Here is a 16347-nt window from a genome sequence, read left to right on the forward strand (position 1 = left end):
GCCACTGCATCCAAAGGGAGGACAAAGACCATGACGAACACCCCGGGCTTCGACACGCTCGCCATCCATGCCGGCGCCCAGCCGGACCCGACGACGGGCGCGCGCGCCACGCCGATCTACCAGACGACGAGCTTCGTCTTCAACGACGCCGACCACGCCGCAGCCCTCTTCGGCCTCCAGCAGTTCGGCAACATCTACACCCGCATCATGAACCCGACGCAGGCCGTGCTCGAAGAGCGCATCGCAGCCCTCGAAGGCGGCACGACGGCGCTGGCGGTGGCCTCCGGCCATGCCGCCCAGTTCCTCGTCTTCCACACGCTTCTGTCCTCGGGCGACAATTTCGTCGCGGCGCGCCGGCTCTACGGCGGCTCGATCAACCAGTTCGGCAATGCCTTCAAGTCCTTCGACTGGCAGGTGCGCTGGGCCGATGCTGGCGACCCGGAGAGCATCGCGGCTCAGATCGATGACCGCACCAAGGCCGTCTTCGTGGAAAGCCTTGCCAACCCCGGCGGCACCTTCGTGGATATCGCGGCCATTGCCGAGGTCGCCCACCGCCACGGCCTGCCGCTCATCGTCGACAACACCATGGCGACACCCTATCTCGTGCGCCCGATCGAGCACGGCGCCGACATCGTCGTGCACTCGCTGACCAAGTTCATCGGCGGCCACGGCAATTCCATCGGCGGCATCATCGTCGATGGCGGCACCTTCGACTGGTCGGCGTCGGGCAAGTACCCGATCCTGTCCGAGCCGCGCCCGGAATATGCCGGCGTCGTCCTGCACCAGACCTTCGGCAACATCGCCTTCGGGATTGCGGCGCGCGTCATCGGCCTGCGCGACTTCGGCCCCGCCATTTCGCCCTTCAACGCGTTCCTGATCCAGACCGGCGTCGAAACCCTGCCGCTGCGCATGCAGCGCCACAGCGACAATGCGCTGGCCGTGGCCGAATGGCTGTCGAAGCACGACAAGGTCTCCTGGGTCAGCTATGCCGGTCTTGCCGGCGACCCGAACCACGCGCTGCAGCAGAGCTATTCGCCGAAGGGCGCCGGTGCCGTCTTCACCTTCGGCCTCAAGGGCGGCTACGAGGCCGGCAAGGCCTTCGTGGGCGGGCTGAAGCTCTTCTCGCACCTCGCCAATATCGGCGATACCCGCTCGCTGGTCATCCACCCCGCCTCCACCACCCATCGCCAGCTTTCCGAAGAACAGCAGGTGGCCGCAGGCGCCGGCCCGGATGTGGTGCGCCTGTCGATCGGCATCGAGGACGTCAAGGACATCATCGCCGACCTCGACCAGTCGCTGGCCGCGCTGTAACGCCTCGCGAGGGTGGCTTTCCCCGGCGGGGAATGGCAGAAAGGCGGGCGCATTGACCGCGCCCGCCTTTCGATTTTCCGGAGCTTCCCATGTCCGTCCTGACCTTCGACGTTTCCGCCATCCAGCCGGAGGAGGGCGCACCCGCCGCCGAACGGCTGATCGCGGGCGATCCGCGCTTCACCACCTGGAACATCGAGGAAGCCGACGGCCTCTATGCCGGCATCTGGCAGGCGACGCCCGGCAAGTGGCGGATCGTCTATGACGAGTGGGAGTATTTCCACATCCTCGAGGGCTATTCGATCGTGACCGAAGACGGTGGCGACCCGATCCATCTGCGCGCCGGCGATCGGCTCATCCTCAGGCCCGGCTTCAAGGGAACGTGGGAAGTCGTTGAAACGACTCGCAAGGATTACGTGATCCGCCTGTAAAGGCGACCACGCCCCAACCTCTGCCTCAGCCCTTCGCGGCCTCTGCCGCATGCCGCGCCGCCATCGCATCATCCTCGGCCGAAACCCTCTGGAAGGCGGGACGGCTGGTGATGCGGCTGGCGTAGTCGCGGAAGACGGGCTCGTCCGGCACCAGCCCGAACTGCAGCGTCCAGGCAAAGGCGACGCCCCAGAGAATGTCCGCTGCCGTCATCGTCTCGCCCGTCAGGAACGGTGCTTTCGAGAGCTGCGCGCGCAGCACATCCAGCATGGAGTGATAATCCGCGTAAGGCGTCTCGTTCTTCGTAGCCGGCTCGCGCTTCAGCGAGCGGTCGATCAGCGCCGGTTCGAAGCAGGCATTGTAGAAGACCAGAAATCGCACATAGGTTCCACGCTCCGGCGCCGTCAGTGCCGGCGTAAGACCCGCCTCGGGAAAGAGGTCGGCGAGATACAGGGTGATCGCCGCCTGTTCGGTCACGAGTGTGCCGTTGACGCTGATGGCCGGCACCTTGCCCAGCGGGTTGATGGCGAGATAGGCGGGCTGGCGGTTCTCGCCCTTCTTCATGTTCATCACGTGAAGCTCGTAGGGCGCGCCCAGTTCCTCCAGGAGAACGCGCGTGCCGGTGGCGCGGGTGTGTGGCATGTAGTGCAGGGTGACGGTCGGCCGGTTCTCTTTCATCGCAGGGATCTCCTGTTTGCGCTGGCGATGACGGCACTATTGCTCCCCATACCTGTCATCTTGTGTCAGGTTGCAAATGAGCCTGAACGTTTTCAGTTGGACCGCCCATGCGCGCCACCCGCCTCATCAATATCCTGACGACGCTGCAGGCCCGCGGCCTGGTGACGGCGGAGATGCTGGCGGCGGAAAATGCCGTCTCGGTGCGCACCATCTACCGCGACATCGATGCGCTTTCGCTCGCCGGCGTGCCCGTCTATGCCGAACGCGGCTCTGAGGGGGGATACCGCCTGTTGGACGGCTACCGCGTGCGGCTGAACGGTTTTTCGCCGGAGGAGGCGCAGGCGGTCTTCCTGACAGGTCTGCAAGGCCCTGCCGCCGATCTCGGCCTCGGCGCGATCTTTGCGAGTGCCGAAAAGAAGCTGGCCGCCGCCCTGCCGGAGCACATGCGCGCCTCGGCGGCCTTGCTCCGGGAACGTTTCCACCTCGACGCACCCGGCTGGTACACCGACGCCGACCGGCCCGAGCATCTTCAGCCGGTTGTCGAAGCGGTGATGGCGGGACGGCGCATCGCCATGCGCTACCGCAGCTGGACGGCGGAGAAGCGCCGCGAGGTGAACCCGCTCGGCGTCGTCATCAAGGGCGGCCAATGGTATCTCGCCGGCGCGGTGGACGCGCAGGTCCGCACCTACCGCATCGCCCGCATTCTGGACCTCGACATTCTGGAAGAGCGCTTCGAGCGCCCGGCGGATTTTGATCTCGCCGCATTCTGGCGCGGCACCGTGGAGCGGATGGAGCGCGACACCCACCCGCTCACCGTGCGCCTGCGCGTCAGCGAGATGGGCCTCGCCTTCCTGAAGCATTTCGCCCAGCCTTATGCCGTCAGCAGGATGGTGGAGGAGAGCGGGCCGGACGCCAATGGCTGGCGCACCGTCACAATGCCCTCCGAATCCCTCTTTTCCTCGGCGTCCTTCTTCCTGCGTCTCGGCCCGGAAGCCGAGGTGCTGGACCCACCGGAACTGCGGGCGAAGATGATCGACTGGATTGCACGGACCGCGACTTTGTACGACCCCGAACGCTGAGCGGCGGCGCCTACCAGACCAGATCCACCCGCTCCATGCCGTGGAAGTGAAAACTGTCACGAACCTCCGGAGTCTTGGCCAGCTTCAGGCCCGGCAGGCGTTCGAAGAGGATCGGCAGGGCGATGTTGAGTTCGAGGCGGGCAAGCGGCGCGCCGATGCAGAAATGCAGGCCGGCGCCGAAGGAGAGGTGCGGGGCCTCGTCGCGGTCTGGGCGGAAGGTCGCAGCATCGGTGAACTTCGCCGGATCGACATTGGCGGCCGCAAGCATGAGGCCGATCTGCTCGCCCTTCTTCAGCACGATACCGTCGCCGAGATCGATGTCGGAAAGCGCGAAGCGATCGAAATTGTGCAGCGGCGCGGCAAAGCGCATGCATTCCTCGACCGAAAGCGCCGTCGCGCGGGGATCGGCAAACAGCGCCTTCGGGTCCACATCATGCGAGAGGATCGTGTTCACGGCATTGCCTATCTGGTGGACGGTCGCCTCATGGCCGGCATTCAGCAACAGCACGGCGGTCGATACCAGCTCGTCGTCGGAGAGCTTTTCGCCATCCTTCTCGGTCGTCACCATATGCGTCATCAGGTCGTCGGCCGGCTTCACGCGCTTTTCGGCGATGACGGTCTTGAGGTAGGCGGCAAACTCCGCCGCGGCACGGTTGGCGGCGATCTCGTGCTCGTAGGGCGGATTGAACACATACATGCGCACCATGGCATGCGACCATTCCAGCAGCTTGTCGCCCATCTCGACGGGAATGCCGAGCATGCGCGCGATGATGGTGACGGGAATGACCTCGGCATAGGCCTTCAGGAGCTCGGCCTTGCCGTCGGCCTCGAAACCGTCGATCAGCGTGTGACAGAGCGTGGCGATGCCCGGCCGCAGCTGCTCGATCTGGCGGGAGACGAAGGCGCGGTTGACGAGCGTGCGCAGCCGCGTATGGGCCGGCGGCTCCAGCCCCAGCAGCGAATGGGCCTCCACCGCGTCGAAATCGGCAAGATGCGGTTTCGGCTCGGCCATGCCGAGTTCCTCGCGCGTTGCGACATGCAGGATCTGCCGGCCGAAGCGACGGTCGCGCAAAAGACCGTTCACCGCGTCATAGCCGATGACATACCATTGCCCGAGCTCTTCCCAGTAGAATGCAGGGCCGTGCCGGTGCAGCTCCGCGTAGACCGCGAAGGGATCGCGGTAGAAGGTCGGGTCGTGGATGTCGAGCCGGGCGCGGCGGGTGGCGGGATCGTAGGCGAAGCTCTTGGCGGGCATGTCGGACTCTGGCGTGTTCAAAATGAGGGCGCCGACGCGACAGATGGGGTCGAATCCATTGCCCTGCCTCGACGCGAAACCATATCTGTTCCGAACCGGCATTCGACGCAAGCAGCGAGACACGGCATGGCAAAGGCAAGGACAGGCTTTTCGAGCGGCATCATGGCCGCGATCCGCCGTCGCCGGCCGATGATCGCCGGGGTGGCCGACGAGATCCGGCGCGGAAAGATCGTCATCGCCTCCTACAACATCCACAAATGCGTCGGCACCGACGGCTGTTTCGATCCCTCGCGCATCTGCGAGGTCATCGCCCAGTTCTCCGCCGATATCGTCGCGCTGCAGGAGGCCGATCAGCGCTTCGGCGAGCGCGCCGGCCTGCTCGATCTGGAGCGGCTGAAGCGGGAGTGTTCGCTGGTCTCCGTTCCCGTTACCGGATTCTCGGAAAAGGGCCATGGCTGGCATGGCAATGTGCTGCTGCTACGGGAAGGCGCAGTGCAGGAGGTGCGCCAGTTGAAGCTCCCGGGCGTCGAGCCGCGGGGTGCCCTCGTTGTCGATCTCGAGCTGGCGGCGGGCCCCTTGCGCATTATCGCCGCGCATCTCGGACTTTTGCGCCACTCGCGCGCCAAGCAGGCCGAATCAATCATCGCCGCCGTCGCCGATGCGGCACCGCGCCCGACCATCCTGATCGGCGATCTCAACGAATGGCGCACCGGGCAGGGGTCGTCGTTGCGCTTCCTGACCCCGATCTTCGATCACGGCCATGCGACGGTCGCGAGTTTCCCCTCGCGCTTTCCCATCCTCCCGCTCGACCGCGTCATGGGCTACCCGAAGGACATCGTGACGGCGGTGGAGGTGCATGACAGCCCGCTTGCCCGCATCGCCTCCGACCACCTGCCGATCAAGGCCTACATTGACCTTTCCATCGCTGCCGCGGCTCGCGAGACGCCGGAGGAGCGGCGCGACGAGATCGAGGCCGCGGTCGGACCGTTGCCCGATGGTCCGGCTGCACACGAGACCGACGCCTGATGTGCGCCCGATGATGGATCTCGTCGCCAATCTTCCGTTGCTGCTCACACTGGTCGTCGGCGTCTCGGCCGTCTCCGTCTGGCTCTATGGTCGTTTCGGTCGCTGGCCGGCCGGTGCCGAGGAGCAGGCCATGCCGCCAGCAGATGGAGAGACGGCCATCGACCGCGCCATCGAACCGCTGCTGGTCGGCGAGGCAGCGGACTGCGCTGGTCTGGCCCTCGTCCATGCCAATCGCGAGGCGTTTGCGCTCCGGGTCGCGGCTGTGCGCCAGGCCGGACGCAGCCTCGATCTGCAATACTACTACTGGAAGGACGACCTGACCGGCGGGCTGCTGATGCGCGAGGTGATCGCGGCCGCCGACCGCGGCGTCAGGGTGCGCCTGCTGCTTGACGACATCAATGCGGGCCTGCACGACCGCAGTTGCATCGCGCTCGATGCCCACGCCAATATCAGCGTGCGGCTTTTCAATCCCAGTCGCGCCCGCACCGACCGTTTCCGCCGCGGCCTCGAAATGGCCATGCGCGCCTTCCGCGCCACGCGTCGCATGCACAACAAGGCCTTCATCGCCGATGGCCGCATCGCCATCATGGGGGGACGCAACATCGGCGATGCCTATTTCGATGCCGATGAAGACACCAATTTCCGCGACCTTGATATCTGGATGATCGGACGTGCCGTGGCGGATGCCGCCGGCATGTTCGATCGCTACTGGAACAGTCCGGTCGTGCTGCCGATCGGTTCGCTCCGCACGCCGCGGCCGAAATATCTGGAGCGGTTGCGCGCCGAACTGGATGCGCTCGCCGCCCGTCCGGCCGCGCGCCTGCTCTTGGGCGACATCGATGCCGGCGAGGCCGCGCCGGCGCTGCGACCGCAGGCCGTCCTGCACCCGTGCAAGGATGTGGAGGTTCTGGCCGATCCGCCGGAAAAGGCGCTGATGGCGCGGCGCTCCAACTGGATCTTCCGTGATCTCATGCGCCCCCTGATGGCCGCGCGCCAGCGCCTGCGCATCGTCTCGCCCTATTTCGTGCCGGGCGTCGAGGGAACCGCGTCGTTGATCGGACTTGCCGAAAAGGGTGTCAGCGTCGAGGTTCTCACCAATTCGCTCGCCGCCACGGATGTCGCGGCTGTGCACGGGGGCTACGCGCGCTATCGCCGCAAGCTGCTCAAGGGCGGCGTGAAGCTTTACGAGCTGAAGGCCGACCATGTGCCGGGCGATCCGCGCCGTATCTCGCTCTTCGGCTCGCGCACGGCCAGCCTTCACAGCAAGGCTTTCACGGTGGATGGCGAACGCGGCTTTGTCGGATCGGTGAATTTCGATCCGCGCTCGGTCTCGCTGAACACGGAAACGGGCGTGCTCTTCTCGCATCCCGCGCTCGTCGGGGAGGTGGATCGCATCATGGATATCGAGATGGCGCCGGATTCGGCCTTCAGCCTCTCCATGCGCCGCGGGCTGATCCGCTGGACGGATGCGGGCGAGGGCGGGCGACCGCGCACCATCTACCGGGAGCCGGAAGCGGGCCGCATCCGGCGGCTGACGGCCGGGCTCATCCGTTTCCTGCCGGTCGAATCGCAGCTGTGATTCTGGCTTCGTGACGGATTTCTGTCAGCCGATGGCCTTGCCCGCCTTATCCACAGGCTGCGGCGGCGTCAGCCTCGCGCCACTCAGAACCCGTTAAGCTTATCACGTCTTGGCGACTTGAAGTGCGGGTCACCCACACTCTATGTATGAGGAAGACACAAACGATGATTCCAGGCCGGCGAGGCGATCGCTGGCCGCACAGGCGAAGGTAAGACATGAGAAATCCCGTTGATACCGCCATGGCTCTCATCCCCATGGTGGTCGAGCAGACGAACCGCGGTGAACGGTCCTACGACATTTACTCCCGCCTGCTGAAAGAACGCATCATCTTCATGACCGGCCCGGTCGAAGATCACATGGCGACGCTGGTCTGCGCCCAGCTTCTCTTCCTCGAGGCCGAAAACCCGAAGAAGGAAATCGCGCTCTACATCAATTCGCCGGGCGGTGTCGTCACCTCCGGCATGGCCATCTACGACACGATGCAGTTCATCCGCCCTGCGGTTTCGACGCTCTGCATCGGCCAGGCCGCCTCCATGGGCTCGCTTCTGCTCGCTGCCGGTCACAAGGACATGCGTTTCGCGACGCCGAATTCGCGCATCATGGTCCATCAGCCCTCCGGCGGCTTCCAGGGCCAGGCATCGGACATCGAGCGTCACGCCCGCGACATCATCAAGATGAAGCGCCGCCTGAACGAAGTCTACGTCAAGCACTGCGGCCGGACCTATGAAGAAGTCGAGCAGACGCTCGACCGCGACCACTTCATGAGCTCGGACGAAGCGCTGGAGTGGGGTCTGGTCGACAAGATCATCACCTCGCGCGAAGCGCTCGAAGGCGCAGCCACAAGCTGAGCCGGCCATTTACCTGCCTCGTGATGTAATTGTGACACATTTGCGGGGCAGGCAGGGCTTTAAAGGACAGGCAAAGCCGCTAAGATGGCCGTTAATGCTATGTTGAAGTTTCCCGCTTTAGCATTCGGTTTTGAAGGGGAGACACGTTGCCGCCGGGCAACAGGGCCGAAAGGCCTTTTTGCCCGGAAAGTACTCCCGAAGCCCTGAGTGGGCACGACGCCGGAGACCGGCGCCACCCGCGGGGCGCATTGAGGACCCCCAAGCTTCTCCACCGGAAGCGGAGAGGGCGTGCTGGAAGGATTGTGATATGAGCAAAGTCAGCGGTAGCAACGGCGGCGACTCCAAGAATACTCTTTATTGTTCGTTCTGCGGCAAGAGCCAGCACGAGGTCCGCAAGCTGATTGCCGGGCCGACCGTCTTCATCTGCGATGAATGCGTCGAGCTGTGCATGGACATCATCCGCGAGGAGAACAAGACCTCGATGGTGAAGTCGCGCGACGGCGTGCCGACACCGCAGGAAATCATCAAGGTTCTCGACGAATACGTCATCGGCCAGCAGCAGGCCAAGCGTATCCTCTCGGTGGCCGTGCACAACCACTACAAGCGCCTGGCGCACGCCGCCAAGAGCACGGATGTGGAGCTGGCGAAGTCGAACATCATGCTCGTCGGCCCGACCGGCTGCGGCAAGACCTATCTCGCCCAGACGCTGGCCCGCATCATCGACGTCCCCTTCACCATGGCCGATGCCACGACGCTGACCGAAGCCGGTTACGTGGGTGAAGACGTCGAAAACATCATCCTGAAGCTGCTGCAGGCCGCCGACTACAATGTCGAGCGCGCCCAGCGCGGCATCGTCTACATCGACGAAGTCGACAAGATCTCGCGCAAGTCCGACAACCCGTCGATTACCCGTGACGTGTCGGGCGAGGGCGTGCAGCAGGCGCTTCTGAAGATCATGGAAGGCACGGTCGCTTCCGTTCCGCCGCAGGGTGGCCGCAAGCATCCGCAGCAGGAATTCCTGCAGGTCGACACGACGAACATTCTGTTCATCTGCGGTGGCGCGTTCGCCGGTCTCGACAAGATCATTTCGGCCCGCGGCGAGAAGACCTCGATCGGCTTCGGCGCGATGGTCCGCGCCCCGGAAGACCGCCGCGTCGGCGAAGTGCTGCGCGAGCTGGAGCCGGAAGATCTGGTGAAGTTCGGCCTCATCCCGGAATTCATCGGCCGTCTGCCGGTCCTGGCAACGCTGGAAGACCTGGACGAGGATGCGCTGATCCAGATCCTGTCCGAGCCGAAGAACGCGCTGATCAAGCAGTACCAGCGCCTGTTCGAGATGGAAGACGTGGAACTGACCTTCCACGAGGACGCGCTGCGCGAAATCGCCCGCCGCGCCATCGTGCGCAAGACCGGCGCCCGCGGCCTGCGCTCGATCATGGAAAAGATCCTGCTCGACACCATGTTCGAACTGCCGACGCTGGAAGGCGTTCGCGAGGTCGTTATCTCGGATGAAGTCGTCAAGGGTTCGGCCCGTCCGCTCTACATCTACTCCGAGCGTGCCGAGGAAAAGGCCAACGTATCGGCCTGATCGTACTGGACCGATCGATATGATGAGGGAAGGGCTCGCACCGGCGGTGCGGGCCCTTTCTGCATCGGCTATCCCGATCCTTCGCCGGGCCAGCGCTGTTGTGTCGGCATCGTGCTGACACATTTGCGCGAGATTGTATGCCACAATACGAAAATGCCCGATTGCCATCCGTGGCGTGCAACGCAATGATGGCGACTCCGAATATGTATCGCGTCGCGTGAGTCCCTTCGTCCGGTCCTTAGGCGTCCTTAGCCCTCCGGCCGCGCTGCAAGGTCCGCAAAAGCGTTCGGTTCTACGAGTTGACCTCGATCCGCCGTCTTCTCCCGAGGCGGCGCGGGGCTTGAAATGCCGGTGCCGAAACGCCACTTCCGCAGTCAGCATTAAGACGGAAGTGCTCGATGAGGCTTCCGCGAACGGGCCCTTTTAGGGACGGAAAGGAAATGAAATGACAGCCAAGCAGCCACAGTCCCACGAAGCCACGACCTTCCCGGTTCTCCCGCTTCGCGACATCGTGGTGTTCCCGCACATGATCGTCCCGCTCTTCGTCGGTCGCGAGAAGTCCATTCGCGCGCTCGAGGAGGTAATGGGCACCGACAAGCAGATCATGCTTGCCACGCAGATCAATGCGGGTGACGACGATCCGGCGCCGTCCGCCATCTACCAGGTCGGCACCATCGCAAATGTGCTCCAGCTTCTGAAACTTCCCGACGGCACCGTGAAGGTGCTGGTGGAAGGCCGTGCGCGCGCCGAAATCGACGGCTACACGCGCCGCGAGGAGTTCTACGAGGCCTATGCGCACATCCTCTCCGAGCCGGCCGAAGACGCCGTCGAGATCGAGGCCCTGTCGCGCTCGGTGGTGTCCGAATTCGAAAACTACGTGAAGCTCAACAAGAAGATCTCGCCCGAAGTGGTGGGCGCCGCGAGCCAGATCGAAGACTATTCGAAGCTCGCCGACACCGTCGCCTCGCACCTGTCGATCAAGATCGTCGAGAAGCAGGAGATGCTGGAAACCACCAGCGTCAAGCAGCGCCTCGAAAAGGCGCTCGGCTTCATGGAAGGCGAGATCTCCGTTCTGCAGGTGGAAAAGCGCATCCGCTCGCGCGTCAAGCGCCAGATGGAGAAGACCCAGCGCGAATACTATCTCAACGAACAGATGAAGGCGATCCAGAAGGAACTCGGCGAGGGCGAGGACGGCCGCGACGAGATGGCCGAACTGGAAGAGCGCATCACCCGCACCAAGCTTTCCAAGGAAGCCCGCGACAAGGCCCAGGCCGAGCTGAAGAAGCTGCGCCAGATGAGCCCCATGTCGGCGGAAGCCACCGTCGTGCGCAACTACCTCGACTGGCTGCTCGGCCTTCCCTGGGGCAAGCGCTCCAAGATCAAGACCGACCTCAACCATGCCGAGGAAGTGCTCGCGCAGGATCACTTCGGTCTCGACAAGGTCAAGGAACGCATCGTCGAATATCTGGCCGTACAGGCCCGCTCGACGAAGATCCGTGGTCCGATCCTGTGCCTCGTCGGCCCACCCGGCGTCGGTAAGACCTCGCTTGCCCGCTCGATCGCCAAGGCCACCGGCCGTGAATACGTCCGCATGGCGCTCGGCGGCGTGCGCGACGAAGCCGAGATCCGCGGCCACCGCCGCACCTATATCGGCTCCATGCCCGGCAAGGTCGTGCAGTCGATGAAGAAGGCGAAGAAGTCCAACCCGCTCTTCCTGCTCGACGAAATCGACAAGATGGGCATGGATTTCCGTGGCGACCCGTCCTCGGCCCTGCTCGAGGTGCTGGATCCGGAACAGAACAGCACGTTCATGGACCACTACCTTGAGGTCGAATACGACCTCTCCAACGTGATGTTCATCACCACGGCGAACACGCTGAACATTCCGGCGCCCCTGATGGACCGCATGGAAGTGATCCGCATCGCCGGCTACACCGAGCAGGAGAAGCTGGAAATCGCCAAGCGGCACCTGCTGCCAAAGGCGATTCGCGACCACGCGCTAAAGCCGGAGGAGTTCTCCGTTGGCGACGACGCGCTGATGGCAGTCATCCAGCAGTATACCCGCGAGGCGGGCGTGCGTAACTTCGAGCGCGAGCTGATGAAGCTCGCCCGCAAGGCCGTGACCGAGATCATCAAGGGCAAGGTCTCGAAGGTCGAAGTCACCGCCGAGAACATCCACGACTTCCTCGGCGTGCCGCGCTTCCGTCACGGCGAAGCCGAGCGCGAGGATCAGGTGGGCGTCGTGACGGGTCTTGCCTGGACGGAGGTCGGCGGCGAACTGCTGACCATCGAAGGCGTGAGCCTTCCGGGTGGCAAGGGCCGCATGACGGTGACCGGCAACCTGAAGGACGTGATGAAGGAATCGATCTCTGCAGCGGCGTCCTACGTCCGCTCGCGCGCCGTCGATTTCGGCATCGAGCCGCCGCGCTTCGACAAGACTGACATCCACGTGCACGTGCCGGAAGGCGCGACGCCGAAGGACGGTCCGTCCGCCGGTATCGCCATGGCGACCGCCATCGTCTCCATCATGACCGGTATCCCGGTTTCGAAGGACATCGCGATGACGGGCGAAGTGACGCTGCGCGGCCGGGTACTGCCGATCGGCGGCCTGAAGGAGAAACTGCTTGCCGCCCTTCGCGGTGGCATCAAGAAGGTGCTGATCCCGGAAGAGAATGCCAAGGACCTCGCCGACATTCCTGACAACGTCAAGAATGCCATGGAGATCGTGCCCGTCAGCCGGATGAGCGAGGTTCTGAGCCACGCTTTGACGCGCATGCCGACGGCGATCGAATGGGATCCGGCAAGCCAGCCGGCGACGATCGCGGCCGTCGATTCGGGCGATGAGGCAGGCGCTTCCTTCGCCCATTGAGCGCCTTCCACCGCAAAAAAGCGGGCAGGATGGCAACAAAAGAGCAGAGACCGGCGGCAACGCCGGTCTTTTTTCATGTAAAACCCTCCGGAAGCCTTGCTTTTCAGGGCATTCAGGGCGAATGGGGTTGCCAAGACGAAGGCAGGGACAGACTGCTTCGCCTTGCAGATGTGACTAGTTTCGAACCATTGGAAAGGGTGGAAACATGAACAAGAATGAGCTCGTGTCCGCCGTCGCCGAAAAGGCCGGCCTCTCGAAGACCGACGCCGCTTCGGCTGTCGACGCCGTATTCGAGGCCATCCAGGCTGAACTGAAGAACGGCGGCGACGTGCGCCTCGTTGGCTTCGGCAACTTCTCCGTTGCCCGCCGCGAAGCCTCGAAGGGCCGCAACCCGTCCACCGGCGCAGAGGTCGATATCCCGGCCCGCAACGTGCCGAAGTTCACGGCCGGCAAGGGCCTGAAGGACGCGGTCAACTGATCCGTCGCTTTCCGGGCGCCGGACGCGCCTTGCCGTGAGGCGAGGCTGCAAAAAGCGCCACTCTCTTCGAGGCCCGGCCATGCCGGGCCTCGTTTCGTTTTGCCACCATCTCTCCGGTCTCGCGCCCCTTCGGCGCCACTACACGCATTCGTGTTCACGGCTTCATCCCGCTGTTACATCCGGGCGCAAGAAGCCCCGAGGCGCTGCACCGAGCGCCGTCGATGAACGAGACAGGGTCCGGGGGAAAACGGAGCCCCTGTCTCCAAAGACCGAGAGGGCCCCATGAACAAGTTTTCGCTGCACCTGGCACTGATGGCGACGCTCGCCGCATCCACTGCCGTTCCCGCCGCCGCCGAACCCGTCTTCAACCGCGTCGCATCCTTTGCCGTTGCCGAGAACCTGCCTGCCGGCACCGACGAGAAGACGACCACCTCTGCCGAAATCATCACGGCGACGCCCGACGGCAATACGCTGATCTATTCCGACAGCCCCAACAAGGCGATCGGCTTCATCGACATCACCGATGCCAAGGCGCCGAAGGCCGGCGGCTCGCTGGACATGAAGGGCGAGCCGACGTCGGTTGCCGCCATCGGCCAGAAGGTGCTCGTCGCCGTCAACACGCGCGAAAGCTTCACCAACCCCTCGGGCGTGCTGGCAACGGTCGATGTCGCCGGCCGCAAGATTGACGAGACCTGCGCCCTTGGCGGCCAGCCTGACTCCGTTGCCGTCAGCAAGGATGGCACCATGGCTGCCGTCGCAATCGAGAACGAGCGCGACGAAGAGGTCAATGACGGCAAGCTGCCGCAGATGCCGGCCGGCGATCTCGTCATCGTCAATCTCGCCAATGGCAAGGTCGATTGCGCCTCGCTGCGTCGCGTTTCCCTGACGGGTCTGTCGGACATTGCCGGGGACGATCCGGAGCCGGAATTCGTCGCCTTCAACAGCAAGGGCGAAATCGCCGTCACCCTGCAGGAAAACAACCACATCGCCATCGTCGACGCCAAGGCGGGCAAGGTCGTCAGCCACTTCTCTGCCGGTGCTGTTGATCTCAAGGGCATCGACACCAAGCGCGACGGCGCTATCCGCCCCGTGGATGACCAGGAAGGCCGCAAACGCGAGCCGGATGCCGTGAAGTGGCTGGACGACGAGCGCATCGTGGTGGCCAACGAGGGCGATTATGAAGGCGGCTCGCGTGGCTTCACCATCTTCGACAAGACCGGCAAGGTTCTCTACGAATCCAACGCCGCCTTCGAACATGCCGTGATCGGCATCGGCCACTATCCGGAAAAGCGTTCCGCCGCCAAGGGCGTCGAGCCGGAAGGCCTGGAAGCCGCAACGTTTGGTTCCGACAAACTGTTCTTCCTGCTCGCCGAGCGCGCCTCCGTCGTCGGCGTCTACAAGGATACGGGCGCCGAGCCGCAGCTTCTCCAGCTTCTGCCGTCGGGCATCTCGCCGGAAGGCGCCGTTGCCATTCCCGCCCGCAACCTGCTGGCGACCGCCAACGAGGCCGATCTCGGCGAGGATGGCGGCGCCCGTTCGCATGTCATGATCTACGAGCGCGCCGAAGGCACTGCCAACTATCCGCAGATCGTCTCCATCGAGAAGGATGGGGCGCCCATCCCGTTCGGCGCGCTCTCGGGTCTGGCGGCGCTTCCCGAAGCCGGCAAGCTCGTTGCCGTCTCCGACAGCGTCTATTCCTCGCAGCCGACCATCTACACGATCGATGCGACGGCAAAGCCCGCGAAGATCACGGAGGCGCTCGTCGTCAAGCGCGACGGCGCGCCTGCCCAGAAGCTCGATCTCGAAGGCGTGGCGCTGGACGGCGGCGGCGGCTACTGGCTCGCCTCCGAAGGCAATGCCGACAAGCTCTATGCCAACGCACTGCTGCACGTGAATGCCAAGGGTGTCATCAAGGAAGAGATCGCGCTTCCCGCCGAGCTGCGGGCCGGCGAGACCCGCTTCGGCCTCGAAGGCGTGACCGTCGTCGGCAGCGGCGACGACACGACGATCTGGGCTGCCGTGCAGCGCGAATGGAAAGACGACAAAAAGGGCTTCGTGAAGCTTCTCGCCTACACGCCCGCCTCGAAGGAATGGGGCGCCGTCGCCTATCCGCTCGAAGCCGCCGGCAAGGGCTGGGTCGGTCTGTCCGAAATCACCGTCCACGGTGACTATGCCTATGTCATCGAGCGCGACAATCTGGTCGGCAAGGACGCCGTCCTGAAGAAGCTCTACCGCGTCGCGCTCTCCGAGCTGAAGCCGGCCAAGCTCGGCGGCGAACTGCCGGTCGTAAAGAAGGAAGAGGTCCGCGACCTCATTCCCGATCTCAAGGCCAATGGCGGCTATGTGCTCGACAAGGTGGAAGGCTTCACCATCGCTGCCGATGGCACCGGCTATGTCGTGACCGACAATGACGGCGTGGACGATGCCTCCGGCGAGACCGTGTTCTTGGATATCGGCAAGATCGACGCCAAGTAAGCCGCCGCATCCCGGACAGCAAAAAGGCCGGATCCGCAAGGGTCCGGCCTTCGTCGTTCGTCAAACCCGCTGCTGCGTGATGCAGCTGCGAGTCCGGATATCGTTACTCCGCAGCGTCCTTCACCTCGGTGCCTTCGCGCACAGCCTGCATCGTCTGCACCTTCGAACAGAGCTTGCCGACGAGATCGTGGAAGCGATCCATTTCCTCGTCGGAGAGCGTCGAGAAGATTTCCTCGATGACGACCTGTTTGGGCGCGCTGGCGGCTTCCAGCACCGAACGTCCGAGATCGGTGATCGCCACGATCTTCGCGCGACGATCTTCCGGATCCGGCTCGCGGGTAACGAGACGGTCGCGCTCCAGCCCGTCGATCGCTTCCGTCACCGTGCGCGGCGCATAGTTGAGCGCGCAGGCAATGTCAGTGGATCGGCAGGGGCCGAGGCGTTGCAGGAAGAACAGGAACTTGCTGCGCGCAAGCGACACGCCCTCCTGGCACATGGTCTCGTTTACCAGACGATGGACGCCGTGGTAGAGTTCGAACATCCGGTTCGATATGTCCTGTACCTTGGTCATGCTCACTATATGGTAATGATGAGGGCGCATTTCAAATGGCGGCTCATCTGTGATACCGGCAAAGCCGGAATTTGTCGATACAGTCGCGTCGCGCCGCAGCCTGAAAGCAAATCCGTCCGCTGCTTCCGCAGAAATTCCGCAAAGCGGCTGCCGCACGCAATTGACGC

Annotated in this window: 13 protein-coding genes; 10 read left to right on the forward strand and 3 right to left on the reverse strand. The window is 64.0% G+C overall.

Annotation, left to right across the window (positions count from 1 at the left end; translation table 11 throughout):
• Positions 1–30 precede the first annotated feature (30 nt).
• Together ACED18_RS01215 and ACED18_RS01220 are read left to right on the forward strand one after the other, a co-directional pair.
• Positions 31–1311 (forward strand): O-acetylhomoserine aminocarboxypropyltransferase, encoded by a 1281-nt coding sequence (locus ACED18_RS01215; protein ID WP_377288236.1) that lies wholly within the window; start codon positions 31–33, stop codon positions 1309–1311.
• Positions 1312–1400: 89 nt separating this feature from the next.
• Positions 1401–1739, forward strand: coding sequence for a cupin domain-containing protein (locus tag ACED18_RS01220; RefSeq protein WP_377288238.1), 339 nt, complete (start codon positions 1401–1403; stop codon positions 1737–1739).
• A 25-nt stretch (positions 1740–1764) separates the two neighbouring features.
• On the opposite strand, the gene ACED18_RS01225 is transcribed toward ACED18_RS01220, so the two are convergent.
• Complete coding sequence (locus ACED18_RS01225; protein ID WP_377288240.1) at positions 1765–2415, reverse strand: glutathione S-transferase family protein; 651 nt, start codon at positions 2413–2415, stop codon at positions 1765–1767.
• A gap of 107 nt (positions 2416–2522) precedes the next feature.
• Here ACED18_RS01225 and ACED18_RS01230 point away from each other — a divergent pair, with 107 nt between their 5' ends.
• Entirely contained in the window at positions 2523–3494 is a 972-nt protein-coding gene (locus tag ACED18_RS01230; protein ID WP_377288242.1) for a helix-turn-helix transcriptional regulator, read from the forward strand.
• 10 nt (positions 3495–3504) lie between these two features.
• Here the strand turns inward: ACED18_RS01230 and ACED18_RS01235 are convergent, their stop codons facing one another.
• Positions 3505–4749 (reverse strand): cytochrome P450, encoded by a 1245-nt coding sequence (locus ACED18_RS01235; protein ID WP_377288244.1) that lies wholly within the window; start codon positions 4747–4749, stop codon positions 3505–3507.
• 126 nt (positions 4750–4875) lie between these two features.
• Here ACED18_RS01235 and ACED18_RS01240 point away from each other — a divergent pair, with 126 nt between their 5' ends.
• The 7 genes from ACED18_RS01240 (at position 4876) to ACED18_RS01270 (ending at position 15609) form a co-directional block, all read left to right on the forward strand.
• A complete protein-coding gene (locus ACED18_RS01240; RefSeq protein WP_377288246.1) occupies positions 4876–5775 on the forward strand; it encodes an endonuclease/exonuclease/phosphatase family protein in 900 nt (299 codons plus the stop codon).
• Between the two features lie 13 nt (positions 5776–5788).
• On the forward strand, positions 5789–7354 hold the full coding sequence (locus ACED18_RS01245; protein WP_377290965.1) for a phospholipase D family protein: 1566 nt from the start codon (positions 5789–5791) through the stop codon (positions 7352–7354).
• Positions 7355–7569: 215 nt separating this feature from the next.
• A complete protein-coding gene (gene clpP / locus ACED18_RS01250) occupies positions 7570–8202 on the forward strand; it encodes an ATP-dependent Clp endopeptidase proteolytic subunit ClpP (RefSeq protein WP_377288248.1) in 633 nt (210 codons plus the stop codon).
• A gap of 307 nt (positions 8203–8509) precedes the next feature.
• The gene (gene clpX / locus ACED18_RS01255; RefSeq protein WP_377288250.1) at positions 8510–9787 is read left to right on the forward strand and encodes an ATP-dependent Clp protease ATP-binding subunit ClpX; all 1278 of its coding nucleotides are present in this window, start codon (positions 8510–8512) and stop codon (positions 9785–9787) included.
• Positions 9788–10232: 445 nt separating this feature from the next.
• Entirely contained in the window at positions 10233–12656 is a 2424-nt protein-coding gene (gene lon / locus ACED18_RS01260; RefSeq protein WP_377288252.1) for an endopeptidase La, read from the forward strand.
• 205 nt (positions 12657–12861) lie between these two features.
• The gene (hupB, locus tag ACED18_RS01265) at positions 12862–13134 is read left to right on the forward strand and encodes a DNA-binding protein HupB (protein WP_149736719.1); all 273 of its coding nucleotides are present in this window, start codon (positions 12862–12864) and stop codon (positions 13132–13134) included.
• A 282-nt stretch (positions 13135–13416) separates the two neighbouring features.
• Positions 13417–15609 carry an esterase-like activity of phytase family protein gene (locus ACED18_RS01270; RefSeq protein ID WP_377288255.1) on the forward strand — a complete coding sequence of 731 codons (2193 nt, stop codon included), beginning with the start codon at positions 13417–13419 and terminating at the stop codon, positions 15607–15609.
• A 103-nt stretch (positions 15610–15712) separates the two neighbouring features.
• On the opposite strand, the gene ACED18_RS01275 is transcribed toward ACED18_RS01270, so the two are convergent.
• Positions 15713–16180 (reverse strand): MarR family winged helix-turn-helix transcriptional regulator, encoded by a 468-nt coding sequence (locus ACED18_RS01275; protein ID WP_377288257.1) that lies wholly within the window; start codon positions 16178–16180, stop codon positions 15713–15715.
• Positions 16181–16347 lie beyond the last annotated feature (167 nt).

The sequence above is a fragment of the Rhizobium sp. SG2393 genome (assembly GCF_042610495.1).
GTDB lineage: Bacteria > Pseudomonadota > Alphaproteobacteria > Rhizobiales > Rhizobiaceae > RU20A.